Origin of the sequence: Micromonospora sp. NPDC005197, assembly GCF_040608295.1 — a bacterium.
Classification (GTDB): Bacteria; Actinomycetota; Actinomycetes; order Mycobacteriales; family Micromonosporaceae; genus Micromonospora.
Map to the genome: position 1 here is coordinate 1 of NZ_JBEXHY010000087.1, position 23,334 is coordinate 23,334.

At 74.0% G+C, this 23,334-nt stretch carries 23 protein-coding genes; 10 read left to right on the plus strand and 13 right to left on the minus strand.

Annotation, left to right across the window (positions count from 1 at the left end; all coding sequences use genetic code 11):
• Positions 1 to 51 precede the first annotated feature (51 nt).
• From ABZU46_RS23215 to ABZU46_RS23225, 3 genes are all read right to left on the minus strand, one after another.
• Positions 52 to 1,275: a mechanosensitive ion channel domain-containing protein gene (locus ABZU46_RS23215; protein WP_354860972.1), complete on the minus strand. Its 1,224-nt coding sequence runs from the start codon at positions 1,273 to 1,275 to the stop codon at positions 52 to 54.
• A gap of 81 nt (positions 1,276 to 1,356) precedes the next feature.
• On the minus strand, positions 1,357 to 2,178 hold the full coding sequence (locus tag ABZU46_RS23220; protein WP_354860973.1) for a DUF1206 domain-containing protein: 822 nt from the start codon (positions 2,176 to 2,178) through the stop codon (positions 1,357 to 1,359).
• Positions 2,179 to 2,236: 58 nt separating this feature from the next.
• On the minus strand, positions 2,237 to 2,602 hold the full coding sequence (locus ABZU46_RS23225; RefSeq protein ID WP_354860975.1) for a hypothetical protein: 366 nt from the start codon (positions 2,600 to 2,602) through the stop codon (positions 2,237 to 2,239).
• 75 nt (positions 2,603 to 2,677) lie between these two features.
• Between ABZU46_RS23225 and ABZU46_RS23230 the strand changes: the two genes are divergently transcribed.
• Entirely contained in the window at positions 2,678 to 3,904 is a 1,227-nt protein-coding gene (locus tag ABZU46_RS23230) for a cysteine desulfurase-like protein (RefSeq protein WP_354860976.1), read from the plus strand.
• On the plus strand, positions 3,901 to 4,188 hold the full coding sequence (locus ABZU46_RS23235; protein ID WP_354860977.1) for a GNAT family N-acetyltransferase: 288 nt from the start codon (positions 3,901 to 3,903) through the stop codon (positions 4,186 to 4,188). Before ABZU46_RS23230 ends, ABZU46_RS23235 begins: the two co-directional genes overlap by 4 nt.
• Before the next feature lie 15 nt (positions 4,189 to 4,203).
• Here the strand turns inward: ABZU46_RS23235 and ABZU46_RS23240 are convergent, their stop codons facing one another.
• The gene (locus ABZU46_RS23240) at positions 4,204 to 5,697 is read right to left on the minus strand and encodes a glycoside hydrolase family 3 N-terminal domain-containing protein (RefSeq protein ID WP_354860978.1); all 1,494 of its coding nucleotides are present in this window, start codon (positions 5,695 to 5,697) and stop codon (positions 4,204 to 4,206) included.
• Positions 5,698 to 5,913: 216 nt separating this feature from the next.
• Here ABZU46_RS23240 and ABZU46_RS23245 point away from each other — a divergent pair, with 216 nt between their 5' ends.
• From ABZU46_RS23245 to ABZU46_RS23260, 4 genes are all read left to right on the plus strand, one after another.
• Entirely contained in the window at positions 5,914 to 6,039 is a 126-nt protein-coding gene (locus ABZU46_RS23245) for a hypothetical protein (RefSeq protein WP_255421242.1), read from the plus strand.
• An 87-nt stretch (positions 6,040 to 6,126) separates the two neighbouring features.
• Positions 6,127 to 7,077 carry a TIGR03557 family F420-dependent LLM class oxidoreductase gene (locus ABZU46_RS23250; protein ID WP_354860980.1) on the plus strand — a complete coding sequence of 317 codons (951 nt, stop codon included), beginning with the start codon at positions 6,127 to 6,129 and terminating at the stop codon, positions 7,075 to 7,077.
• A gap of 73 nt (positions 7,078 to 7,150) precedes the next feature.
• Positions 7,151 to 8,782, plus strand: a complete 1,632-nt coding sequence (locus ABZU46_RS23255; protein ID WP_354860982.1) for an ATP-dependent DNA helicase RecQ — start codon at positions 7,151 to 7,153, stop codon at positions 8,780 to 8,782.
• A 66-nt stretch (positions 8,783 to 8,848) separates the two neighbouring features.
• Positions 8,849 to 9,352 (plus strand): hypothetical protein, encoded by a 504-nt coding sequence (locus ABZU46_RS23260; protein ID WP_354860983.1) that lies wholly within the window; start codon positions 8,849 to 8,851, stop codon positions 9,350 to 9,352.
• On the opposite strand, the gene ABZU46_RS23265 is transcribed toward ABZU46_RS23260, so the two are convergent.
• Positions 9,342 to 10,940, minus strand: coding sequence for an MFS transporter (locus tag ABZU46_RS23265; RefSeq protein ID WP_354860985.1), 1,599 nt, complete (start codon positions 10,938 to 10,940; stop codon positions 9,342 to 9,344). The two genes, ABZU46_RS23260 and ABZU46_RS23265, sit on opposite strands and share 11 nt — an antisense overlap.
• 81 nt (positions 10,941 to 11,021) lie before the next feature.
• On the opposite strand from ABZU46_RS23265, the gene ABZU46_RS23270 reads away from it, so the two are divergent.
• Both ABZU46_RS23270 and ABZU46_RS23275 read left to right on the plus strand, forming a co-directional pair.
• A complete protein-coding gene (locus ABZU46_RS23270) occupies positions 11,022 to 11,783 on the plus strand; it encodes a TetR/AcrR family transcriptional regulator (protein WP_354860987.1) in 762 nt (253 codons plus the stop codon).
• Between the two features lie 10 nt (positions 11,784 to 11,793).
• On the plus strand, positions 11,794 to 12,828 hold the full coding sequence (locus tag ABZU46_RS23275; protein WP_354860988.1) for a helix-turn-helix domain-containing protein: 1,035 nt from the start codon (positions 11,794 to 11,796) through the stop codon (positions 12,826 to 12,828).
• 167 nt (positions 12,829 to 12,995) lie between these two features.
• Here the strand turns inward: ABZU46_RS23275 and ABZU46_RS23280 are convergent, their stop codons facing one another.
• Genes ABZU46_RS23280 through ABZU46_RS23315 form a run of 8 tightly spaced genes read right to left on the minus strand, consistent with a single transcriptional unit; the run spans position 12,996 to position 21,593 of the window.
• Positions 12,996 to 13,979 (minus strand): DNA topoisomerase IB, encoded by a 984-nt coding sequence (locus ABZU46_RS23280; RefSeq protein WP_354860989.1) that lies wholly within the window; start codon positions 13,977 to 13,979, stop codon positions 12,996 to 12,998.
• Positions 13,963 to 14,916 carry a glycosyltransferase family 9 protein gene (locus tag ABZU46_RS23285; protein WP_354860991.1) on the minus strand — a complete coding sequence of 318 codons (954 nt, stop codon included), beginning with the start codon at positions 14,914 to 14,916 and terminating at the stop codon, positions 13,963 to 13,965. The genes ABZU46_RS23280 and ABZU46_RS23285 overlap by 17 nt, the downstream gene beginning before the upstream one ends.
• On the minus strand, positions 14,913 to 15,614 hold the full coding sequence (locus tag ABZU46_RS23290) for an SDR family oxidoreductase (RefSeq protein ID WP_354860993.1): 702 nt from the start codon (positions 15,612 to 15,614) through the stop codon (positions 14,913 to 14,915). Before ABZU46_RS23290 ends, ABZU46_RS23285 begins: the two co-directional genes overlap by 4 nt.
• Positions 15,611 to 17,128 carry a PfkB family carbohydrate kinase gene (locus ABZU46_RS23295; protein ID WP_354860994.1) on the minus strand — a complete coding sequence of 506 codons (1,518 nt, stop codon included), beginning with the start codon at positions 17,126 to 17,128 and terminating at the stop codon, positions 15,611 to 15,613. Before ABZU46_RS23295 ends, ABZU46_RS23290 begins: the two co-directional genes overlap by 4 nt.
• A 16-nt stretch (positions 17,129 to 17,144) precedes the next feature.
• Positions 17,145 to 17,852: an SIS domain-containing protein gene (locus ABZU46_RS23300; RefSeq protein WP_354861001.1), complete on the minus strand. Its 708-nt coding sequence runs from the start codon at positions 17,850 to 17,852 to the stop codon at positions 17,145 to 17,147.
• Positions 17,849 to 19,066, minus strand: coding sequence for a glycosyltransferase (locus ABZU46_RS23305; RefSeq protein ID WP_354860996.1), 1,218 nt, complete (start codon positions 19,064 to 19,066; stop codon positions 17,849 to 17,851). The genes ABZU46_RS23300 and ABZU46_RS23305 overlap by 4 nt, the downstream gene beginning before the upstream one ends.
• The gene (locus ABZU46_RS23310; protein WP_354860997.1) at positions 19,051 to 20,025 is read right to left on the minus strand and encodes a glycosyltransferase; all 975 of its coding nucleotides are present in this window, start codon (positions 20,023 to 20,025) and stop codon (positions 19,051 to 19,053) included. The genes ABZU46_RS23305 and ABZU46_RS23310 overlap by 16 nt, the downstream gene beginning before the upstream one ends.
• Positions 20,022 to 21,593: an HAD-IIIA family hydrolase gene (locus tag ABZU46_RS23315; protein WP_354861003.1), complete on the minus strand. Its 1,572-nt coding sequence runs from the start codon at positions 21,591 to 21,593 to the stop codon at positions 20,022 to 20,024. The genes ABZU46_RS23310 and ABZU46_RS23315 overlap by 4 nt, the downstream gene beginning before the upstream one ends.
• Positions 21,594 to 21,859: 266 nt before the next feature.
• On the opposite strand from ABZU46_RS23315, the gene ABZU46_RS23320 reads away from it, so the two are divergent.
• Together ABZU46_RS23320 and ABZU46_RS23325 are read left to right on the plus strand one after the other, a co-directional pair.
• Positions 21,860 to 22,297, plus strand: coding sequence for an SRPBCC family protein (locus ABZU46_RS23320; RefSeq protein WP_354860998.1), 438 nt, complete (start codon positions 21,860 to 21,862; stop codon positions 22,295 to 22,297).
• 195 nt (positions 22,298 to 22,492) lie between these two features.
• Complete coding sequence (locus ABZU46_RS23325; RefSeq protein WP_354861000.1) at positions 22,493 to 23,260, plus strand: polyprenol monophosphomannose synthase; 768 nt, start codon at positions 22,493 to 22,495, stop codon at positions 23,258 to 23,260.
• Positions 23,261 to 23,334: the final 74 nt, after the last annotated feature.

A 23,334-nucleotide genomic window follows, 5' to 3' on the forward strand; every position in this document is an offset into this window, starting at 1 on the left:
TTTGCGTCACGGAAAGCGCGACTCCTGACGCAAACCTCTTGATCACCGGAATCAGCGGGTGGGGGTGGCGGGACTGGGGGTGGGGGTGGGGGTGGGGGTTTCGTCGGGGCCGACGAAGGCTTCGCTGCGGGCGTCGCCGTCGTCACTGCCGCCGAAGACGCGCGCATCGTCGGGGGCCTCGGTGGCACCCGGACGGCGGGTCGGCCGCCGCGGCTGGACCCACTGCCACGGCAGGTTGCTGCTGGCGTCGCCCAGCTCGGTGCGCATCCGGGGCATCGCGGTGGGCCGGTTGTCCCGGATCCATGCCACCAGGTGCTCGCGGACGAGGCAGCGCAGGTCCCACAGGCTGCCCGCGTCGGCGGCGCTGACCAGCGCGCGCACCCGTACCGTCCCGCCGGTGGCGTCGGTGACCTGCAGGACGCAGACCCGGCCGTCCCACAGCTCGGTGCCCTCGACCAGCCGGCGCAGCTCCTCCCGCATGGTCTGCACCGGCACGGCCCAGTCGACGTCGAACTCGGCGGTGCCGAGCACAGCCGCCTCGGTCCGGGTCCAGTTCTGAAAGGGCGTGCTGGTGAAGTACGAGGTGGGCAGGATCAGCCGCCGGTCGTCCCAGATCTGGACCACCACGTAGCTGAGGGTCAGCTCCTCGATCCGACCCCACTCCCCCTCGACGACCACCACGTCGTCGAGGCGGACCGCGTCGCTGAAGGCGAGCTGCAGCCCGGCGAAGACGTTGCCGAGCAGACTCTGGGCGGCCAACGCGGCCACCACACCGACCACACCGGCGGAGGTCAGCACGCCGGCGCCGATACCGCGCACGCTCGGGAACGTCATCAGCATCACGCCGACGGTCAGGATGACGATCACCGCGACGGTCAGCCGCCGCAGCATCACCACCTGGGTACGCACCCGTCGGGCGTGCCGGTTGTTCGGCACGTCGACGCGGAACCGGGCGAGCGCGGTGTCCTCCACGACGATCAGCAGCGCCGCCACCAGCCAGGCAGCGCTGGCGATCACGCAGAGCACCAGCAGGTGCAGCAGCAGCCGCCGCCAGCTCTCACCGACGGCGTACCCGGTGCTCAAGCGGATGGCGAACTGCACCGCGAGCACCGTGACGGCGACCTGGAACGGGCGGTGCGCGTGGTCGGTCAACTCGGTCATCAACAGCGAGCGGCGACCGAACCGTCGGGTGAGCCGGTGGATGACCCCGACCAGGAAAAGGGCGACCGCCGCCGCGGCGAGCGCGGCGACGGCCGTTTCGAGATAGCTCTGCACGAGTGGGGCGCTTCCCTTCGACCGGGGGCGGTAGTTCGGGCAAAAGCCCAATAATGCCCGACGTCCCCGGTATCGACCAGCTCAGACCTTGCGGTACCGGGACTGGAGGAAGCAGTAGACGCCGAAGCAGGCGATGCCCAGGGCGACCAGGGTCAGCAGGAAGGTGCCGTACGACTGCTCGCCAAGGGTGTGCAGCGCGGCGTCCAGACCGCGGGCCTTCTCCGGGTCGTAGTTCACCGCCGCCACGATGACCAGCAGGCCGGCGATGCCGTACGCGACGCCCTTCGCGACGTACCCGGCGATGCCCAGCCGGCGGGCCAGCTTGCGGGTCTTCGGGCTCATCTCGCCGGTCTTCAGGTGCTTCTCGAACTTCTTGAGGATCCCGTAGATCACCAGACCGACGCCGATGGCGGCGAGCACCAGCCCGGCGAGGCCGACCAGCCAGCGGCCCCCGGTGGAGGTCATCAGCTTGCCGGTCAGCGCCTCCTGCTGGTCGGCGCTGTTCGAGCCGGCGTCGGAAAAGACCTTGAACGCGGTCCAGGCGAAGTAGAGGTAGACGATGGTCCGGCCGGCCGAGGCGAGCCGTTCGGTGACCCGCTCCCTGCCCCGCTCGGCGCGGTGCCCGACCGCCGCCTCCAACCCCTGCCAGATCGCCATGGCGAGCAGGCCGACCGCGGTGGCGATGACCAGGAACTTGCCCAGCGGTTGCGCGGCGAGCGTCCGCAGCGCGCCGGACTGGTCGCCGTCGTCGGACGACGAGCCGAACGCGATCTGCAGGGCCAGCCAGGCGAAGAGCAGGTGGACGATGCCGTAGCCGATGAAGCCGGCCCGGGCGAGGAGTTCCAGCCACCGGCTGTCCGCCGTTCGGGAGGCGGTGGCTTCGGCGCTACGGGTGAGTGACATGCGGCCACAATCTCCGATTTCGAAGATCCCCAAACGTCGGCCACCGCCGCCCGCCAGGTCAGTTGCCCGGGTTGCGGGAAACGCGGATCTTGACCTGCTGGTCGGTGACGCTGTCGAGGGTGACCGCGAAGCCGCCGGCCTCGGTGGCCTGCTGGCCGGTGGTGAGGGTGAGCTGCTCGCCGGCGACCTCGACGGTCACCTGGTCGCCCTCGGCCCCGACCAGCTTGGCCTCGACGCCCAGGATCGTGGCGCTCGCGTCGACACCCCGCTCGAAGGTGACCGTGCAGGCGTCCAGCCCGCAGTCGGTGGAGGCGCCCTGGGAGCTGCAACCGGCGAGCACGGCGAGGCCGAGCGCCAGGCCGGCGAAGAGGCCGGCGGCGCGGCGGACGGGGGGCAGGGGGATGGTGGCGGGTCGGTTCGTCACCTCGCCAAGGGTACGAGACGTCCGCGACGCCCAGGCGAGGGCGAGCGCGCAACGCATCCCGGCTAGGGTCCGGGCATGGCCTTCGACATCGCCCGTATCCGGGCCGCCTATCCCGCCCTGACCGAGGGCTTCGTCCACTTCGACGGCGCCGGGGGCACCCAGACCGCGGCAGGTGTGATCGACGCGGTCACCGACGTCATGCGCGCGGCCGTCGGCAACCGCAGCGCCGCGTTCGAGCCGGGCCGCCGCTCGCTGGAGCTGGTGGCGGCGGCCCGCTCGGCGGTCGCCGACCTGCTCGGGGCCGAGCCGGACGGGGTGGTGCTGGGCCCGAGCGCCACCGCGCTGACGTACACCCTGGCCCGTACGCTCGGCGCTGGTTGGCGGCCGGGCGACGAGGTGGTGGTGTCCCGGCTCGACCACGACGCCAACGTGCGCCCGTGGGTGCAGGCCGCCGAGGCCGCCGGCGCGACGGTGCGCTGGGCCGAGTTCGACAGGCACACCGGCGAGCTGCCCACCGGCCAGTACGCCGACCTGGTCGGCGAGCGGACCCGGCTGGTCGCGGTGACCGCCGGCAGCAACGCCATCGGCACCGTGCCGGACGTGCCGGCGATCGCCAAGATCGCGCACTCCGTCGGGGCGCTGGTCTGCGTCGACGGGGTGCACTCGGTGCCGCACGGGCCGACCGACCTGGCGTCGCTCGGCGCGGACGTGCTGGTCACCAGCGCCTACAAGTGGTCCGGGCCGCACCTGGCCGCGATGGTCGCCGACCCGGCCCGGTGGGCGGCGCTGCGCCCGGCGAAGCTGGTGCCGTCCGCGGACGCGGCGCCGGACCGTTTCGAGTACGGCACCCCGAGCTTCGCGCTGCTGGCCGGCGTGACCGCCGCGGTGGACCACCTCGCCGGGCTGGACCCGGACGCGGTCGGTGACCGCCGGGCGCGGCTGCGGGCCGGACTGGCCGCCGCGCAGGCGCACGAGGAGGCGCTGCTGGACCGGCTGCTCGCCGGACTCGCCGCGCGGCCCGCGATCACCGTCTACGGCTCGCCGGCGCGGCGCTGCCCGACGGTCTCGTTCCGGGTCGCCGGGATGTCGCCGGCGGCGACCCAGCAGGCGCTGGGCGACGCCGGGTTCTGCCTGTCGTCCGGCGACTACTACGCCTACGAGTACTTCCAGACGATGGGGTTGCGCGACAGCGGCGGCGCGGTGCGGGCCAGCATCTACCACTACAACACGGCGGACGAGGTGGACCGGTTGCTGGCCGAACTCGACGCGGTGGCCGACCGGACGGGGACAATGGCCCGGTGAGCACCCTCGTCGAGGACAACCCCGCCAAGAACCGCTTCGAGATCCTGGTCGACGACGCGCTGGCCGGCTTCACCGCGTACCTGCCCCGTGGGGAGGTGCTGGTCTTCACCCACACCGAGGTGGACAGCGGCTTCCAGGGCAAGGGCGTCGGCAGCACGTTGATCCGGGGCGCCCTGGATCAGGTGCGCGCCCGCGGCGGCCGGGTGGTGCCGCAGTGCCCGTTCGTCGCCGCGTTCATCGACAAGCACCCCGAGTACGCCGACCTGGTGGCCGAGCAGCCGTAACCGAACGGGTCGGCGTCAGCGGGCCCGGCCGGTCAGCACCTCGGCGGCGGCCTGCCCACTGGCCCGGGTGGCGCCGTGGGTGGCCAGGTGGGCCGATCCGGTGACCAGCTCGGGCACGCCCAGCTCGACCACCACCGCGTCGGGCCGGGCGCTGAGCGCACGCCGCACCGCGGCGCGCATCCACTCGTGCCGGTGCAGGTCACGGACCACCAGGACGAGGGGGCGGTCGCCGGCCCCGGCGCCCGGGTCGGCGGGCACGTCGGGCTCGGCGTGGCGCACCGTCGTCGTGCCGGGCAGCAGCTCGCCCAGCTGCTCCCCGATGCCCCACGGGGTCTCCGCGCCGATGGCGATGTTGCGCGGCGGCTCGAACTCGACCACGTACGCGGCGCTGGTCAGCGGCAGCGCGCTCGGCGCGTCCGGGCCGGTGGTGACCCGCACGGCACGACGGGCGGCGACCAGCCCGACGTCGGAGGCCCCGTGGACGGCGCCCGAGCGGGCGGCGCGGGCGGCCACCGTCCAAGCGGCGAGCTGCCCGACCCGCTTGGCGGCCTCGGCGAGACGTTCCTCGGGCAGCTCACCGGAGACGACGGCGGCCACGATGGCGTCGCGCAGCTCCCGGGCCGCCCCCTCGTCGGCCCGCTCACCACCGACGCAGATCGCGTCGGCCCCGGCGGCCAGCGCCCGCACCGCCGCGCCGGCGAAGCCGTACCGGTCGGCGACCGCGCGCATCTCCACCGCGTCGGTCACCACCACGCCGGAGAAACCCATCTCGTCGCGGAGCAGCCCGCCCAGGATGCGCTGGCTCAACGTGGCCGGCAGCCGCTCGTCGAGCGCGGGCACCAGCAGGTGGCCGGTCATCACCGCCTGCACGCCGGCCGCCACGGCGGCGCGGAACGGCGCCAACTCGCAGGCGTCCAGACGGGCCCGGTCGGCGGTGATCCGGGGCAGGTCGTGGTGGGAGTCGACGCGGGTGTCACCATGCCCAGGGAAGTGCTTGGCACAGGCGGCCACGCCGCCGCGCTGCAACCCGCGGACCCAGGCGGCGGTGTGCCGCGCGACGAGCGCCGGGTCGGCCCCGAACGACCGGACGCCGATCACCGGGTTGGCCGGGTTGGAATTGACGTCGGCGTCCGGCGCGTAGTCGAGGGTCACCCCGGCCGCCGCCAGCTCGACGCCGAGGTCGAGGGCGACCGCCTCGGTCAGCGCCGGGTCGTCGACCGCGCCGAGGGCGAAGTTCCCCGGCCGGGTGCTGCCCCGGGCGGACTCGATCCGGGTGACGTCGCCGGCCTCCTCGTCGATCGCCACGATGACGTCCGGCCGCTCAGCGCGCAGCGTGGCGGTCAGCGCCGCCACCTGGGCGGTGTCGACGACGTTGCGGGCGAAGAGCACCACCGAGCCGAGCCCTTCGCCGAGCCAGCGGCACACCCACTGTGGCGGCGTGGTGCCGACGAACCCGGGTTGCAGAACGGCGGCGGCCAGCTCCGGAAGGTGCCCGGCGGGCGCGGTCACGCCGTGGCCCCGAAACGGTCGGCGTCGGTCGCGGGCGTCGGCGCGTTGCCGCCGACCCGCTGGTTGCGCTCGCTCATGCGGCCCCCGTACCCCATCTCTCGCGCGCCCTCGGCGCACCGCCACCGGCAGGCGGTGCTGCCATGGTCACACCGAGCGATTCAATAGTCAATAAACCTTACAGTTGCCCGGCGGCACCGTTCCCGGGAGAGTGCGGGGATGGACCCCGCCCTGCTGGCCGACGCCACGAGCCCGGCCGACATCCCCGGCGTACGCCTGCTCGGCCTGGTGGTCGGCGCCCTCCTGCTGCTCGCGGCGATCCGGGCGATGTTCGGCCGACGGTGAGCGATCAGGCCCCGGCCTACCGGTGTGTCCGACCGCGACCGGGGTACGGCTTCCCCATCAGCTGGTCCGCGCGCCGAAGGGGAAGCCATGAAGATCGGTTACTTTCTGTCCAGTGAGGAGTTCACGCCGGCCGAGCTGGTGGAGCAGGCCCGCGGCGCCGAACGGGCCGGCTTCGAGGCGCTGTGGATCTCCGACCACTATCACCCCTGGGTGGACGCGCAGGGTCAGAGCCCGTTCGTCTGGTCGATGATCGGCGCGCTCAGCCAGGTCTGCTCGCTGCCGGTGACCACGGCGGTGACCTGCCCGACCGTGCGGATCCACCCGGCCGTGATCGCCCAGGCGGCGGCGACCAGCGCGGTGCTGCACGGCGGGCGGTTCGTGCTCGGCGTCGGCACCGGCGAGGCGCTCAACGAGCACATCTTCGGCGACGCCTGGCCGCCGGCCGACGTCCGGCTGGAGATGCTGGAGGAGGCCGTCGAGGTGCTGCGAGAGCTGTGGGACGGCGGCTTCGTCAACCACCGCGGCAAGCACTACACGGTGGAGAACGCCCGGATCTACACGCTGCCCGACACGCCGCCGTCGATCTACGTCTCCGGCTTCGGCCCGAAGGCCATCGACCTGGCCGCCCGCATCGGCGACGGCTACGTGAGCACGATGCCCGACGGTGAGATGGTCCGGCGCTTCAGGGAGAACGGCGGCGGCGACAAGCCGTGCCAGGCCGGCTTCAAGGCGGCGTACGCGGCAAGCGAGTCCGAGGGCGCGCGGATCGCGTACGAGCGCTGGCCCAATGCCGGGGTGCCGGGCGAGCTGTCCCAGGTGCTGCCCTCGCCGCGCCACTTCGAGCAGGCCGCCGAGCTGGTCACGCCGGAGATGGTGCGCGACGCGTTCGTCTGCGGCAACAGCGCCAACGCGCACCTGGAGATGATCGACAAGTACGCCAAGGCCGGCTTCGACGAGGTGTACGTGGCCAACACCGGCCCGCACTACCAGGGCCTGTTCGACCTCTACCAGCGCGAGGTGCTCCCCCGCCTGCGCTGAGCCACCGACCCGCCGAGCCCATGATCGCCGAACGCGTTTCGGCGGTCGTGGGCTCGGGTACCTCCGGCCCTCGATGAAACTGTCCACGCATTCGATGACGTTGCGCCGCGCGGCGCGGAGCCTCTTCGGCTGGAAAGCGCTGCGGCCCAACCAGCTCGCCGCCATGCGCGCGGTGATGAAGCGACGTGACGCCCTGGTGGTGTTGCCCACCGGCGCCGGCAAGTCGGCCATCTACCAGATCCCGGCCAGCCTGATCCCCGGCCCGACCGTGGTGATCTCCCCGCTGCTGGCGCTGCAGCAGGACCAGATCGCGGCGCTCAACGAGCGGCAGCGTCCGGAGCTGCGGGCGGTGCGGATCAGCTCGAACGAGTCGGCCGCGCAGCAGGCCGAGGCGATCGCCGAGATCCAGTCGGGCCGGGCGGAGTTCCTGTTCATCACGCCGGAGCAGTTGAGCAACCCGGACCGGATGGCCGAGGTCGCCGCGCTGAAGCCGGCGCTGGTGGCGATCGACGAGGCGCACTGCATCTCCGCCTGGGGGCACGACTTCCGGCCCGACTACCTGGCGCTGGGCCACCTCATCGAGGGCATCGGCCGGCCGCCGGTGGTCGCGCTGACCGCCACCGCCTCCCCGCCGGTACGCGACGACATCATCGCCCGCCTGCGGCTGCGCGAGCCCGAGGTGGTGGTGTCCGGGCTGGACCGGTCCAACCTGTTCCTGGAGGTGGCGCACTGCCCCACCGAGGACTACCGGTGGCGGCGGCTGATCGCGCTGCTGCGCGACGACGAGCGACCGGGGATCATCTACGTGCCGACCCGCAGGTCGGCCGAGGAGCTGGCCGCCCGGCTGACCGACGCGGGCTTCCCGGCGCAGTTCTACCACGGTGGGATGCCGGCCGGGGCGCGCAACGAGCTGCACGAGGCGTTCCTCGCCGACCAGGTGCCGATCATGGTGGCCACCTCGGCGTTCGGAATGGGCATCGACAAGCCCAACATCGCCTGGGTGGTGCACATGGCGCTACCCGACTCGCCGGACAGCTACTTCCAGGAGATCGGCCGCGCCGGACGTGACGGACAGCCGGCCCGGGTGCTGCTGCTCTGGCAGGCCGAGGACGTGGGCCTGCAACGGTTCTTCAGCGGCGGCCTGCCGGACCCCGACGAGTTGCGCGACCTGGCCGCGCTGCTGCGCCGCAAGCCGGCCACCAAGACCGAGCTGCGCGAGGCCACCGGCCTCGGCCCGCGCAAGCTGGGCCAGTACCTCTCGCTGCTGGAGCAGGCCGGCGCCGCCGAGCCGCGCGCCCGGCAGCGCATCGCCGCGCCCCGCTACTCGCCCACCCCGACCGACGCGGCGGCCGCGGCGCTGGCCGAGGCGGAACGCCAGCAGACGGTGACCCGCTCCCGCACCGACATGATGCGGGCCTTCGCCGAGACCACCGCCTGTCGCGGGCAGACCCTGCTGGCCTACTTCGGCGAGCAGATGACCGAAGTCTGCGCGCACTGCGACAACTGCCACCGGGGCACCAGCGTGGCCGACCAGGGCGCGGTCGGGCCGTTTCCGGTGCACAGCCAGGTGCGCCACGCGGAGTGGGGGCACGGCCTGGTGCTCTCCTACGAGGACGACAAGATGACGGTTCTCTTCGATGAGGTCGGGTACAAGACCCTGTCGGTGCGCGTGGTGTCCGAGCAGGGTCTGCTGACCCTGGACTAGCCTGACCCGGGCACCGGTGCGGGGCCCGTGGATTGACACACTGAGCAGGGCGGAAGGGGCGTTGCCGTGATCGAGCAGCCGGCGTACACCGGTTTCGGTTTCTCCGACGGAGAGTGGGGGCTGCTGGTCGGCCTCCCGCAGTCGGTGCTGACCGCGGCGAGCGCCGCCGAGTCCGACGGCACCCGCCGGACCATGGCGGAGAACGCGGCCGGGCTGGAGACCATCGCCGCGGGCCGGGAGTCGGCCAGCCCGCTGGTCGCCGCCGTGGCCGGCGAGATCGTCGCGCGGGTCGGCGACCCGGACAGCGGCGAGGAGCTGCCGGTCATCGCGCCCGCCGACCCGGGCGCGATGATCGACGACGTGTTGGTGCGGGCCGGCGAGGCGTCCGCGTTGCTGGCCGCCCGGGTCGACGAGGGCGAGGCCGGCGCGTACAAGCACTGGCTGGTGAAGATCGCCGAGCAGGTGGTCGGCGCCGCGTCCAGCGGCGGGCTGCTCGGCCTCGGCGGCGAGTCGGTCAGCGACTCCGAGCGGCGGTTCCGCGACCGGCTCGCGCACGTGCTCAACGACTGACCGACGACGCTTCCGACAGCGGCGTACCGTTCGGCTCGGTCGGCTCGGCGGCCAGCGCCGCCGGGTCGGCCGGCCGGACGCCGCGCAGCGTCACCAGCGCGGTCGCCGCGCCCAGGACCATCGCCACCATGGCGGCGATCGCGGCGAGGTGCAGTCCGTCGGTGAAGGCGAACCGGGCTGCGTGCAGCACCGCGTCACCCACCTCCGCCGGCAGTCCCCGGGTCACGGCGAGGGCACCGCCCAGCGTCTCCCCGGCCGCGTCGCGGGCGTCCACCGGCAGCCCGGCCGGCAGCTCGTCGAGGACCTCGCGGCGGTAGATCGCGGCGCCCACGCTGCCCAGGATGGCCATCCCCAGCGCGCCGCCCAGCTCGCTGCTGGACTCGGTCAGGGCGGAGGCGACACCGGCCTGCTCCGGCGGCGCCGCACCGAGGACCAGCTCGGTGACCAGCGACATCACCATCACCAGGCCGCCCGCGTACACGCTGGCGCCGACCAGCAGCAGCCAGAGCGGCGTCTCGGGCGTGACCCGAGTCAGCACCGCGAACCCGAGCACGGCGATCGCGAAGCCGGCGCCGATCAGGTACGCCCGCTCGACACGCTGGGCGAGCGCGGCGGCGGCCGGGGCCACGCCGCCCACCGCCAGCGACGGCACCAGGCTCCACAGTGCCGCCCGCAGCGGGCTCAGGCCGAGCACCAGTTGCAGGTGCTGGGTGGTGAAGATGGCGAACCCGACAAGGGCGAACATCGCCAGCAGGTTCACCGCGAGCGACCCGGCGAAGCCGTGGCGACGAAACAGCGCCAGGTCGACCATCGGGTACGCCCGGGTCCGCTGCCGGTGCAGGAAGAGCGCCCCGACGAGCAGACCGGCGACGACGGCCAGCACCCGGACCGCGCTGACGCCGTCGCGTGCCATCTCCTTGATGCCGTAGATCACCGGCAACAGCGCGCCGAGCGACAGCGCCGCGCTGACCAGGTCGAACCGCCCGCGCACCGGGTTGCGGAACTCGGGCACCAGGACCGGGGCGAGCAGGAGCAGCAACAGCATCGCCGGAATGTTGATCAGGAAGATGGAGCCCCACCAGAAGTGCTCCAGCAGGACGCCGCTGAGCACCGGTCCGATGGCGATGCCGCCGGTGAGCGTGGCGGTCCAGATGCCGATCGCGGTGCCCCGCTGCTTGGCGTCGTGGAACATGTTGCGCACCAGGGCGAGCGTGGACGGCATCAGGGTGGCCCCGCCGACGCCGAGCACGGCGCGCGCGGCGATCAGCGTAGCGGCGCTGTCCGCGTACGCGGCCAGCAGGGACGCGGTGCCGAACGCGGTGGCGCCCAGCAGCAGGAGCCGACGCCGGCCGATCCGGTCGCCGAGGGCGCCCATGGTGATCAGCAGCCCGGCGAGCACGAAGCCGTAGATGTCGAAGATCCAGAGCTGCTGGGTGGCGGTGGGCCGCAGCTCCTCGCTGATGAACGGGACGGCGAAGTAGAGCACCGACACGTCCATCGAGACCAGGAGCAGCGGCAGCATCAGCACCGCGAATCCGATCCATTCCCGCCGGCCCGCGTGGGGTGCCGGTGCGGTCGTCGCTGTCATGGGAGAACTCCTTCTGCGTATGACGTACGCTGTTATGCGTAGACCATACGCAGAACTAGGATGGCGGGGCAAGGAGGAAACGTGGCGGAGACGAAAGACGACAGCGGCCCGGCGCTCCCGCCGGCCATCGAGAGCGCCTGGGGCCTGCGGGGGCGGCCACCGCGGGGTCCCCGACCCGGCCTCAGCGTGCCCGCCATCGTCGACGCCGCCGTCCGGGTCGCCGACGCCGATGGGCTGCCGGCCGTCTCGATGAGCCGGGTGGCCAAGGAGTTGGGCGCGGCCACCATGGCCCTCTACCGGCACGTCGGCTCCAAGGACGAGCTGCTGACGCTCATGGTGGACGCCGGGTACGGCCCGTCGCCCGGCCCGGCCTCGCCGGACGACGACTGGCGCGCCCGCCTGACCCGCTGGGCCTGGGCCGAACACGACGTGCTGCGACAGCGCCCCTGGCTGCTGCACGTGCCGATCACCGGCCCGCCGATCACCCCTCAGCAGCTCGACTGGATGGAGGACGGGCTGCGCTGCCTCGACGGCACCACCCTGCCCGAGGGCGAGAAGATGTCGATCCTCCTGCTGATCACCGGGTACGTCCGCAACGAGGCCACGCTCACCAACCAGATCGCCGAGGGCAGCCGGGCGGCCGGCGTCGAGCCGGGCGAGATGATGCCGGCGTACCGCCGGATGGTGGGGCGTCTCATCGACCCGGTCCGCTTCCCCGCGCTGCTTCGGGTGCTGAACGCCGGCGTCCTCGATCAGGACGACGACCCGGACGACGAGTTCACCTTCGGCCTGGACCGGATCCTCGACGGCATCGAGGCGCTGATCGCCCGCCGAGCGGCCTGAGGCGACGCCGATGCTGCCCACCGAGACCGTCGACACCACCGTCCTGCCACCCGGTGAACGGTTCGGCATGTGGCTGGACCTCGTGGCGCGCACCTCCGCGCCGTTGCGGATCCGGTCCGCGCACACGGCCGACTTCGCCGCCCGGGCCGATTTCGTCGACCTCGGCGCGATCCAACTGGTCGAGTACCAGTACCCGTCACTGGACGCCACCCGCACCCGCAAGCTGGTCCGCCGCTCGGACCCGGAGCTCTACGTGCTCGCCCTCACCACCGGTGGCGTCGGCACGTCCAGTCAGGACGGTCGCCGCAGCGAGATCCTGGCCGGCGAGTTCACCTTCTACGACGCCTCCCGCGAACACGACGTCTGCCACCACTCGACCGAGCCGCAACGGACCCAGGCCACCTCGATCATCACGCTGATCCCGCACGCCGCGCTGCCGCTGCCACCCCAGCGGATGGCCGCGCTCTACGGCGGCCGGATGTCCGGCAGCGAGGGGCTCGGTGCGCTGCTGGCGCAGTTCCTGCTCCAGGTGACCGGGCACCCCGAGCAGTACCACGCCGCCGACGCCGGCCGGCTCGGCGCGGTGGGGCTGGACCTGGCCACCACCATGCTCGGCCGGCACCTGGTCGCCGAGGACGCGGTGCCGACCGAGGTCCGCCGCCGGGCGCTGGTCGCCCAGGTGCAGGCGTACGTCCACCGCCACCTCGGCGACGCGACGCTCAGCCCACAGGTCGTCGCGGACGCCCACCACATCTCGCTGCGCACACTGCACCGGCTCTTCGAGGCCGAGAACTCCACTGTGGCGTCGTACATCCGGGACCTTCGGCTGGACCGGTGCCGGCGTGACCTGACCGACCCGACGCTGCGGACCCAGCCCGTGCAGGTCATCGCCGCGCGCTGGGGGTTCGGGGACAAGGCCCACTTCAGTCGCGTGTTCCGGGCGGCGTACGGGGTGAGCCCGCAGGCGTGTCGCGACGGCGACGCACTTGCGGCGCGGCCCGTCAACCGCCTGGCATCCAGAGTCAACTCGTCCGGGGCAGACTGACGACCGACGTGGCCGAGGCGGCGCCCGCGCACCGGGCTCGACAGCGGCCACGAACGGGGGCCGTGGCGAGGCGCCCGCCGCAGGACGCGGCGGGCGGCCGCCCGGTGTCGCCCCCGGGCCGAGGCCCCGGCCCCGTCGCTTCCCCCCAGGATCGTCGGCGGGGCCGGTCAGGCCTTCTCCAACAGGTCCAACACGACCCGCTCGATCTCCTCGCGCGGCGCACCCGGGTCCACCGGCGCCACCACTCCGTCGTGGTAGAGGTCGACGACCCGGGGGTCCACGTAGGACGTCCGCGCCACCGTCGGGGTGTTGCCCAGCAGCTCGGCCACCGCACGCATCACCGCCGCCACCGCCCTGCGCCGGGCGGTGGCCGAGCGGGCCGGGTCGGCCGCGGCCAACTCCGCGGCGGCCAGCACCGTGGCATGCCAGGTGCGGAAGTCCTTGGCGGTCATCTCGCCGCCACTGGCGTCGCGCAGGTAGCCGTTGACCTCGTCACTGCGTACGTCGCGCCACTCCCGGCCGTCCCAGTAGCCGAACAGCCGGTCCGCCCGCCGGCGACGCCGGCGCAGGTTGACCAGCACCTCGCACAACTCCGGGTCCTCGATCCGGCGCACCTGCTCGATACCGCCCTTGGCGGGGAACTCGAAGACCACGCAGCCGCCGCGTCTGCGGGCGTGCTCCGGGCGCAGGGTGGACACCCCGAACGTCGGGTCGTCGCCGGCCGCGTACTGGTCGCTGCCGACCCGGAACATCCCCATGTCGAGCAGTCGGGTCACGGTCGCCAGCACCCGGTCCCGACCCAGCCCTCGCCCGCCCAGGTCCTGTCCCACCCGATCCCGCAGCCCCGGCAACCGCCGGGCCACCTCCAGCATGTGGTCGAACTTCGCCGCGTCCTGCTTCTCGCGCCACACCGGGTGGTAGACGTACTGCTTGCGTCCGGCCGCGTCGATGCCGGTCGCCTGGATGTGCCCGTTCGCGTGCGGCGCGATCCACACGTCCTGCCAGGCCGGGGGAATCACCAGCTCCCGCAGCCGCGCCAGGGTCGCGGGATCCCGCACGACCGCACCGCTCGGATCGACGAAGGTCCAGCCCTTACCGCGCCGGCGTCGCCCGTAACCGGGCCGACCCGGGTCGCTACGCCGCAACCGCACCGGAGACCCGCACCGCCCTCTCCACCTCGTCCACGGCGGCCAGCACCTCGTCGAAGCGCAGGGCCGTCAATGTCGGGTGGCTCCCTACCCCGTCCCACCTGCGCCAATCCCCCGCACCGGCCCACAGCGCCCGGTGCCGGGGCCGGTCCGGCGGTGGCCCCCACGCCGCCGGAGGCACCGGCCCGAAGAGCACCACCGACGGGGTCCCGTACGCGGTGGCCAGGTGGGCCACGCCGGTGTCCCCGCTGACCACCAGCCGGGCGTCGGCGACCAGCGCGGCCAGCGCGCCGAGGTCGGTCCGGCCGGCCAGCACGGCGGCCGGCGCGAGGCCGGCCGCGTCGGCGACCCGAGCGGCCAGCGCGCGTTCGTCGGCCGAGCCGGTGACCAGCACCCGATGCCCCCGTTCGTCGAGCGCCCGGGCCAGGGCCGCGAACCGTTCGGCGGGCCACCGCTTGGCGGGGACCTTGCTGCCCGGATGCAGCAAAGTCGCGCCGGCGCGTCGGCCGGCCTTTCCGGGCCGGCGCAGGCCGAGGTCACGGCGGTCGGTCGGGATGTCGTACCAGGACAGCAGCCGGCACCAGCGGTCCACCTCGTGCTCCTCGTCGTCCCACCGCGGCCCGTCGCCGAACCCGGCGGCGGCGTTCGCGAAGGCGAGCAGCCGCCCCGGACGGGCGGCGGCCAGCAGCCGATGCGACTGTGGGCCGCGTCCGTGCAGATTCACCGCGACCTGCGGGGCGGGGCCGGGCCAGGACGGCCCGTCCAGCCCGGCGGTGTCCACCAGCCGGTCGACGCCCCCGACCAGGTCGACCAGCGGGGCCAGGCCGCCGGGCGCGGCGAGCGCCAACTCCCTACCGGGGTACGCGGCCCGCAGCGCCCGCAGCGCGGGCACCGCGGTGACCAGGTCGCCGACGCCGAGGGCGCGCAGCACGAGGATCACGGGTACGACGTCTCCTGCTCGGCGCAGACCACCATCTCGCGCACCGCGCAGCCGGGCGGCTGGTTGAGCGCGAACATGACCGCCGCGGCCGTGTCGACGGGGTCGTTGAGGATGGCGTCCGGCCCCGGCTTGTACTGCGGGTCGCGCTCGTCGAAGAACGCGGTACGCATCCCGCCGGGAATGAGCAGGGTGACCCCGACCTGGCCGGCGAGCTCGGCGGCCAGGGCGCGGGTGAACCCGACCACGCCGAACTTCGCCGCGCAGTACGCGGTGGCGTCGCTGACCGCCTTGACCCCCAGGGTCGAGGCGACCGTGACGATGCGGCCCCGAGAGGTCTGCAGGAACGGCAGCGCGGCCCGGATCACCGCGGCGGTGGCCAGCAGGTCCACGGCGACGATCCGATCCCAAATCTCCCCCGGCACGTCGGCGAGCCGACCCGGCACGTCCATGCCGGCGGCCGTGACCACCGCGTCCAGGCCGCCGGCCTGCTCGGCGAGGTGCTGGGTGGCCACCTCGGCGGCGCGGGTGTCGGCGAGGTCGCACTCGGTCCAGGACACGCCGTCGACCGGTGCCTGCCGGTCCAGCACGAGCGGGCGGCCACCGGAGGCGACCACCGCCGCGACCACCGCCGCGCCGAGCCCGCTGGAGCCGCCGGTGACCAGGACGGTGGGCCCGGCGCCGGACCTCGTGGTGGTCATCGGCTGCGCTCCCGCGTCGTCGACACCGGCTGCTGCGTGCGTTCGCCCAGGCCGGGGGACTGCCCGCCGGCCGAACGGGTGATCAGGTCACTTGTGGAACGACCGTCCAGGTACGGCACCACCACCGTGTTCCCGCCCCAGCGGCGCAGGACCTCCGCCTCGGGGAGCCCTTCCGCGTCTGGGCCGCCGGTCGCGTAGTCGCCGCCCTTGACCCAGACGTCGGGGCGCAGCCAGGACAGCACCGCCTCCGGCGTCGGCTCGTCGAAGACGAGGACGGCGTCGACGCAGCTCAGCGCGGCCAGCAGCCGGGCCCGATCACCCTCGGACATGACCGGCCGGTCCGGCCCCTTCAACCCGGTCACGCTGGTGTCGGAGTTCACGCAGACGATCAGGCAGTCGCCGAGCTGCCGGGCGGCCTGCAGGGTGGCCACGTGCCCGGCGTGCAGCAGGTCGAAGCAGCCTCCGGTGGCCACCACGGTGCCGCCGGCACCCCGCACCTCGGCGAGCAGCGTGGCGACCGCCGCGATGCCCACCCGCTCATGCCCCGGGCCGGCGACCCCGTGCCCGCTCGCCGGTCCGCGGTTCGACCCCGCCCGCAGGACGCGCGGAAACGGCTGCTCCGGTGGCGGCAGCGCCGTGGCCACTCCCCCACCCGCCACGTACGCGGACGCCTCGGCGACCGCCGCCTGCACCGCCTCGGAGACCAGCGCGCCCTCGGCCAGCGCGAGACTGGCGGCGGCGGCGAACCGGTCACCGGCCCCGCAGGTGTCGCCCTCGGCGCTGCCCGGGGTGGGCACCACAAGCGGCGTCGACCCGGCGTGGCAGAGCAACGCGCCGTCCCCGCCCAACGTCACCGCGACCGCGCCCGCCCGCCACCGCCGCCGCAGCCCCTGCGCACCCCGGGACGCGGTGGCCAGCCGGGACGCGCCGGGCAGCGCGGAGACCAGCTCGCGTACCTCCGACTCGTTCGGGGTGACCAGGTGCACCCCGGGCACCGCAGCCGGGCCGCGCGGGTGCGGGTCCCACACGACCGGCGCGCGGGTGGCGGCCAGCGCGGCGCGCAGCGCGGGCTGGCGGGCCACTCCCCGGCCGTAGTCGCTGACCAGCACCGCCGACGCCGCGGCGAGCACCCGCAGCACCTCGTCGGAGGGCTGGCCCGGCTCGCCGGAGGCGCCGCCACGGTCGTGACGCAGCAGCACCCGGCCCCGGGCCCGCAGCCGGATCTTCTCCGGGGTCGCGCCGGACAGGCTCAGCGGGTACACCTGCACGCCGGCCGCGGCGAGCAGCGCGCTGAGCCGCGCGCCCCCGGCGTCGTCGGCGAGGGCGGTGATCAGCACCACCTCGGCGCCCTGCGCGGCCGCGAAGACCGCGGCGAGGCCGGCGCCGCCGGGCCGGTCGACGGCCGAGGTCTCGTCGAGCACCGGCACCGGGGAGTCCGGGCAGAGGCGGTTCACCACCCCTTCCACGTCCCGGTCGAGCAGGGTGTCCCCGACCACCACCACGGGTCCCCTCACGCTTTCCCCCTCATCCTCACGCGTCGACCTGCTGTCCGGCCCCGCCGTCGAGCACCACCTCGACCCCGGTCCGCACCGGCCCGGACGCGAGCCGACCGGCCGGTGCCGGCTCGGCGGGCACGCCCGCGGCGGCCCCGGTCACGGCCAGCGCGGCGGGCAGTTCCTGTTCGAGGTACTCGCAGATCAGGTGGCTGGTGACGAGATGCAGCTCCTGGACGACCTGGGTGTCTGCCGACGGCACGGCGAGCACCTCGTCGCAGGCGTCGGCGAGCGGGTTGGGAGCGGGCCCGGTGAGTGCCCACGTGGTCAGGCCGGCGTCGCGCGCCGCGTGCGCGGCGGTGAGCAGGTTGAGGCTGGTGCCGCTGGTGCTGAGCAGCAACAGGACGTCGCCGGGCCGGCCGTGGGCGCGGACCTGACGGGCGTAGACATCGCCGTAGCCGTAGTCGTTGGCGATGGCGGTCACCGCGCTGGTCTCGGCGTGCAGGGCGATGGCCGACAGGGGCTGGCGGTCGTCGTGCAGCTTGCCCACCAGCTCGGCGGTGAGGTGCTGGGCCTCGGCGGCGCTGCCACCGTTGCCGGCGACGAGCAGCCGTCCGCCGCCGGCCAGCCGGTGCGCGAGGGCCGCGCCCCAGCGCGCCAGTTGCGGTTCACACCGGCGGTACGGCGCCAGTGCCGCGGCGAGGTTGGTCAGGTGCACGTCGAGCGGGCTGCCCGCCGGCATCAGGCCACCACCCGGGTCGGCCGGCGCACGGCGGCGACCTCGCCGTAGACCTCGGCCAGGCGTTCGGCGGTGACCTGCCAGGAGTAGCGCGACCGGGCCCGCTCGCGCGCCGCCGTGGCGTACCGGAAGCGGCGGATCCGGTCGTCGAGCAGCCGCTGGATCGCGGCGGCGAGGGCGTTGGGGTCCCGGGCCGGTACGAGGTCGCCGGTCGTGCCGTCGACGACGGTGTCGCGGATGCCGCCCACGGCAGTGCCGACGACCGGCACGCCGCACGCCATCGCCTCCAGCGGGGTCAACCCGAACGGCTCGTACCAGGGCGCGGCGACCAGCAGGTCCGCCGAGCGGTACCAGCGGCCCATCTCCTCCCGGGGCACCGCGCCGACGAGGTGCACCCGGTCGGCGACCCCGCACGACTCGGCCAGGGCGCGCAGCCTGCGGGCGTACGGGTCGGTCTCCAGCAGCCCCTCGGGCGGACCGCCGACCACCACACACTCGGCGTCGGGCACCAGCGCCATGGCGCGGACCACCGTCTGGAAACCCTTGCGCTCGACCAGCCGGCCCACGGTCAGGATCCGGGCTCGGCCCGGCTCACGGTCGGCGACCGGCCCGAGCGGGGAGAACGAGGCGAGGTTGACCCCGGAGGGCACGACGGTCATCCGGGACCGGGGCACGCCCATCCGGACCAGCTCTCCGACCTCGTCGCGGCACTGGGCGACCACCCGGTCCACCGAGCGGCCCAGTTCCCGCTCGTAGGAGATGCGCCGGGCCGGGCTGGTGTCCTGCACGCCCTGGTAGCGGCGCTTGACCGTGCCCAGCGCGTGGTACGTCTGCACCACCGGCACCCCGGTCTGCCGACCGGCGGTCAACGCGGCCAGGCCACTCATCCAGAAGTGCGCGTGGATCACCTCGGGCGTCCAGTCCCCGCCGCGCCACCGCTCGATGAGCCAGCGGCTGAACTCGCGCATGTGCGGCAGCAATGCGTCCTTCGCGACCGGCTCGGCCGGACCGGCCGGCACGTGCACCACGTCGTACCCGTCCGGGGCGCGCACGGTCACCGGCAGGTCGAGGGCGTCGCGGCGGGTGTAGACCCGCACCTCGTGCCCGGCGGCGGCGAGCGCGGCTGACAGCTCGGCGACGTGCGTGTTCTGGCCGCCGGCGTCCTCGCCTCCGAGGATGGCGAGCGGGCTGGCGTGCTCCGAGATCATCGCGATCCGCATACTTCCTCCTCCAGCAGCCGGTCCCAGTCAGCGAGGAAACGGTCGAGGCCGTACCTGTCCCGCGCGGCGGCCCGTGCCGCCACGCCGGCCTGACGTGCGGCCGCCGGCTCGGCGATGAACCGGCGGGCGGCGTCGAGCAGGGTGTCCATCCGGGTGGCGAGCGCCCCCGCCTCCGGTGGCACCGCGGTCACCGCCTCGGTGGTGGCGAGCGCGACGACCGGCATGCCGATCGCCATCGCCTCGATGAGGCTGAGCCCGAGGGAGGTCCAGCGGCACAGGTGCAGGTACGCGCGCCGGCGGGCCAGCTCGGCGTGCATCCGGTCCTGGGGTACGTCGTCGTGGCTGGTGAGCCGGTCGGCGGACAGCCCGAGGTGGTCGGCGAGACCCGCGACGCCCATGCCGAACACGTCCAGCGGTGCGATCTCGGCGAACTCGGGCAGCAGGTCCGTGCCGGTCACCCGGCCCCGCCGCACCGGTTCGTTGATCACCACGGCGAGCCGGTCCAGTTCACCCGTGTACGACACGGCCGGCGCGACGATGCCGTGGTCGACCACCCTGGTGCGGGTCGCGCCGGTGTCCCAGAAGATCTGGTTGAACCCGGTGACGTGGGCGACGAGCAGGTCGGCGCGGTCGGCCATCGGGTGGCGGGTGTTCGGCACGTCGCCCTTGGGGGTGTTGTGCTCGACGTAGATGGCGGGCACGTCACGCCCGGGGCGCCGCCCGAGCCACTGCTCGGCCAGGTCGATCTCCTCCGGACGTTGCAGGACGACCAGGTCGACGTCGCTGCCGGGCAGGTCGTCGGGGGCCACCTCGACGGCGCTGTCCGGCCACGGGTAGGTGCGGGCCCGGCCGAGGCCGTACGGACCACGGTCGGGTGTGGTGGGGATCAGGTAGCGGTGGCTGCCGTGCACGAAGGACGTAGTCCAGGAGCCGTGCACGTGCCAGAGCAGGATGTTCATCGGTTGCCACCACCGCTGGGCACGAGCGTGCGTACCGCCTCGACCACCTCGGCCGGGTCGAGGCTGCTGAGGCACGGGTGCCCCGGGACCGGGCAGCTGGCCGCCCGGGTGTCACGGCAGGGCGCGCCCGCGTCGCCGAGCCGGACGGTGGGCACCCGGTAGGGCCCCCACTGCCCGAAAGGGACGGTCGGCGCGAAGAGGCTCACGACCGGCACCCCGGCCGCGGCGGCCAGGTGCGCGGGCCCGGTGTTGCCGACCACCACGGCGGCGGCGTCCGCGACGAGCGCGGCCAGCCCGGCCAGGTCGGTCCGGCCGCCCAGGTCGGTGCCGCCCGCCGCCGCGACCCGGGCGGTGACCGTACGCTCGTCGGGCCCGCCGGTGACCAGCACCCGATGCCCGGCGGCGGTCAGCGCCGCCGCGATCCGCGCCGCCAGCTCGGTCGGGCAGGCCCGGCTCGACGCGGCCGACCCGGGATGCAGCACCACGTAACCGGGGTCACCGGCAGCGGCCGGGCGCAGTGCCACGGTGTCGCCCCGGAGCCGGAGCACGGGTTCGTCGCCGACCGGCAGCCGGTAGCCGGCGGCGGCGGCGAGGGAGAGCGCCCGCTCGGGTTCGGGGACGCCCACCGGCACCCGGTGGCGGATGTCCACCAGGGAGCCCGGGTAGTCGTCGCTGATCGCGGCGATCCGGTTGATCCCAGCCATCCGCAGCAGCAACGCGAGCGGCAGGGCGGACTGGTGGAACGACGTGAACACCACCGCCTCGTCCGCGCCGACGGCGGCGAGACGGGCGGTCAGGCCCCGCATGGCGTCCGGGTCGATCGGCGCCGGCGCGGGGTCGATCCACGGCAGCGGGTGCTCGATGATCTCGTCGACGCCGGGCAGCAGCTCGGCGGCGGCGCGTCCACGGGGCCCGCAGAGCAGCACCACCCGCCGCGCGCCGGCCGCGACGGCGCGGATCGCCGGCCCGGTGACGAGCACGTCCCCTGCCGAATCCGAGCGCACCACCAACGCCGTGCCCACCCGCTCGCCGGCCTCGGCGGGTTGCACGGCCCGCTGGCGGCGCAGGATCTCGTCCACCGCCGAGGGCAGGTCCGCGGCCACCCAGCCGGCGGCGGCGATCTCCTCCGGTCGGGTCACCGGGGTGGGCACCAGCACCCCGGCCGCACCGGCGGCCAGTGCCGCGTCCACGTCGCGGCCGATGTCACCCACCAGCACACAGCGCGACGCGCTCGTGCCCAGCTCGCGGGCGGCGGCGTGCACCAGACCGGGCGCCGGTTTACGGCAGTCGCATCGGTCGGAGTCGTCGTGCGGGCAGACCAGCCAGGCGTCGAAGCCACCCAGCAGCTCCTCCACGCGGGCATGCACCGCCCGCATCTGCTCCTCGCTGAAGTAGCCCCGGGCCAGACCCGACTGGTTGGTCACCACCGCCAGGCGCAACCCGGCGGCCCGCAGCCGGTCCAGCGCCGCCCGCGCCCCCGGGACCGGACGGACCTTCTCCGGGTCGCCGTTGTACGGCACATCCTCGATCAGCGTGCCGTCGCGGTCGAGCAGGACCGCGTCGTACAGGACTCCCCCGGGGGGTTCAGCAGGCCCGTGGCCAGCCCGGCCAACACCGGCGTAAACCCGGGCTGACCTGCGCTGATACGGATCCTCCTGGTCCTGTCGCACAGCCGGCGGGTTCCCGGCGCCCCGAGGAGTAAACGTCGTCGTCGGCGCCGTGGGCCAACGCCGGCGGCGGTGCCCCGGTCGGCCTTACCCGCCGCTTCCGAGAAGCTAACCCGCCGGCCCGTTAACCTCCGTCGCGAGGCGGGTATGGGAGCCCAGTGGCGATAGTGGAGAAAGTAATCGACGCTCCCCCGCAGCGGGTGTTCGACGTGCTGGCCGACGGGTGGACGTACAGCGACTGGGTGGTCGGGACCGCGCACGTGCGCGACGTGGACGACGCCTGGCCACGGGTGGGCAGCCAACTGCACCACCGGGCCGGGCCGTGGCCGTTCTCGTTGCAGGACGCCTCGACGGTGCTGGCCTGCGAGCCGCCGCACCGGCTGGTGCTGCGCGCCGGCCTGTGGCCGGCCGGCGAGGCGATCGTGGCGTTCACCCTGGATCCGGTCGACGGCGACGCCACCCGCGTCCGCCTCGGTGAGGACTTCGCGGCCGGCCCGCTGCGCTGGATCCGCAACAAGATCAACGACCTGGTGCTGCACCTGCGCAACCGGGAGACGCTGGACCGGCTCTCCGACATCGCCACCCGGCAGAAGGGCTCCCGGTGACGGGGCGGACGGTGGTGGTGACCGGCGCGAGCGCCGGTGTGGGCCGCGCGATGGCCCTCACCGCGATGGCCCGCCGCCTGCGCTGAGCGCGCCGCCACCTGCGGCCGGCCCGATCGACGGGGAGCCTTTTCAATCCGGATCGGGCAACTGGCTACCCTCTCAGGTAGCCCTGTCCGCAAACCGAGGATGTCCGACATGATCGAGCCCGTCCAACTGCCGTCGCCGTGGCGAGACGCACACCTGACCGTCGTCGTGCCCACCTACAACGAGGCGGGCAACCTCCCGGCGCTGGTCGAGCGGCTGCTCGCGCTGCCGCTGCCGGGGCTGCGCATCCTCGTCGCCGACGACAACTCCCCCGACGGCACCGGCGAGGTGGCCGACAAGCTGGCCATCGAGTATCCGGAGCGGATCGAGGTGATGCACCGGGCCGGCAAGGAGGGCCTGGGCCGGGCGTACGTCGACGGGATGAGCCGGGCTCTCGATGGCGGCGCCGAGTTCGTGGCACAGATGGACGCCGACCTGTCGCACCCGCCGGAGGCGCTGCCGGGGATGCTGGGCGCGCTGCTCTCCACCCAGGCCGGCGTGGTGATCGGCTCCCGGTACGTGCCCGGTGGCGAGCTGGACGAGAACTGGCCGCTGTACCGGCGCGCACTCAGCGGATGGGCGAACCTCTACGTGCACACGCTGCTGCGGGTGCGCATCCGGGACCTGACCGCCGGCTTCAAGATCTGGCGGGCCGACGCGCTGAAGGACATCGGCCTGCACCGCGTGCAGTCCAACGGCTACAGCTTCCAGGTCGAGATGCACTACCTGGCGACCAAGCTGGGCCACACGATCCTGGAGGTCCCGATCCGCTTCGAGGAGCGGCGCGACGGCGTCTCCAAGATGACCACGGCGACCAAGGTCGAGAGCGCGCTGATGCCGTTCCGCCTGCGCAGCAAACACCGCAACATCACCAACTGACCCCGCCCCCAGCGGTGATCAAGAGGTTTGCGTCACCGGCGAGCCGGAATCTGACGCAAACCTCTTGATCACCG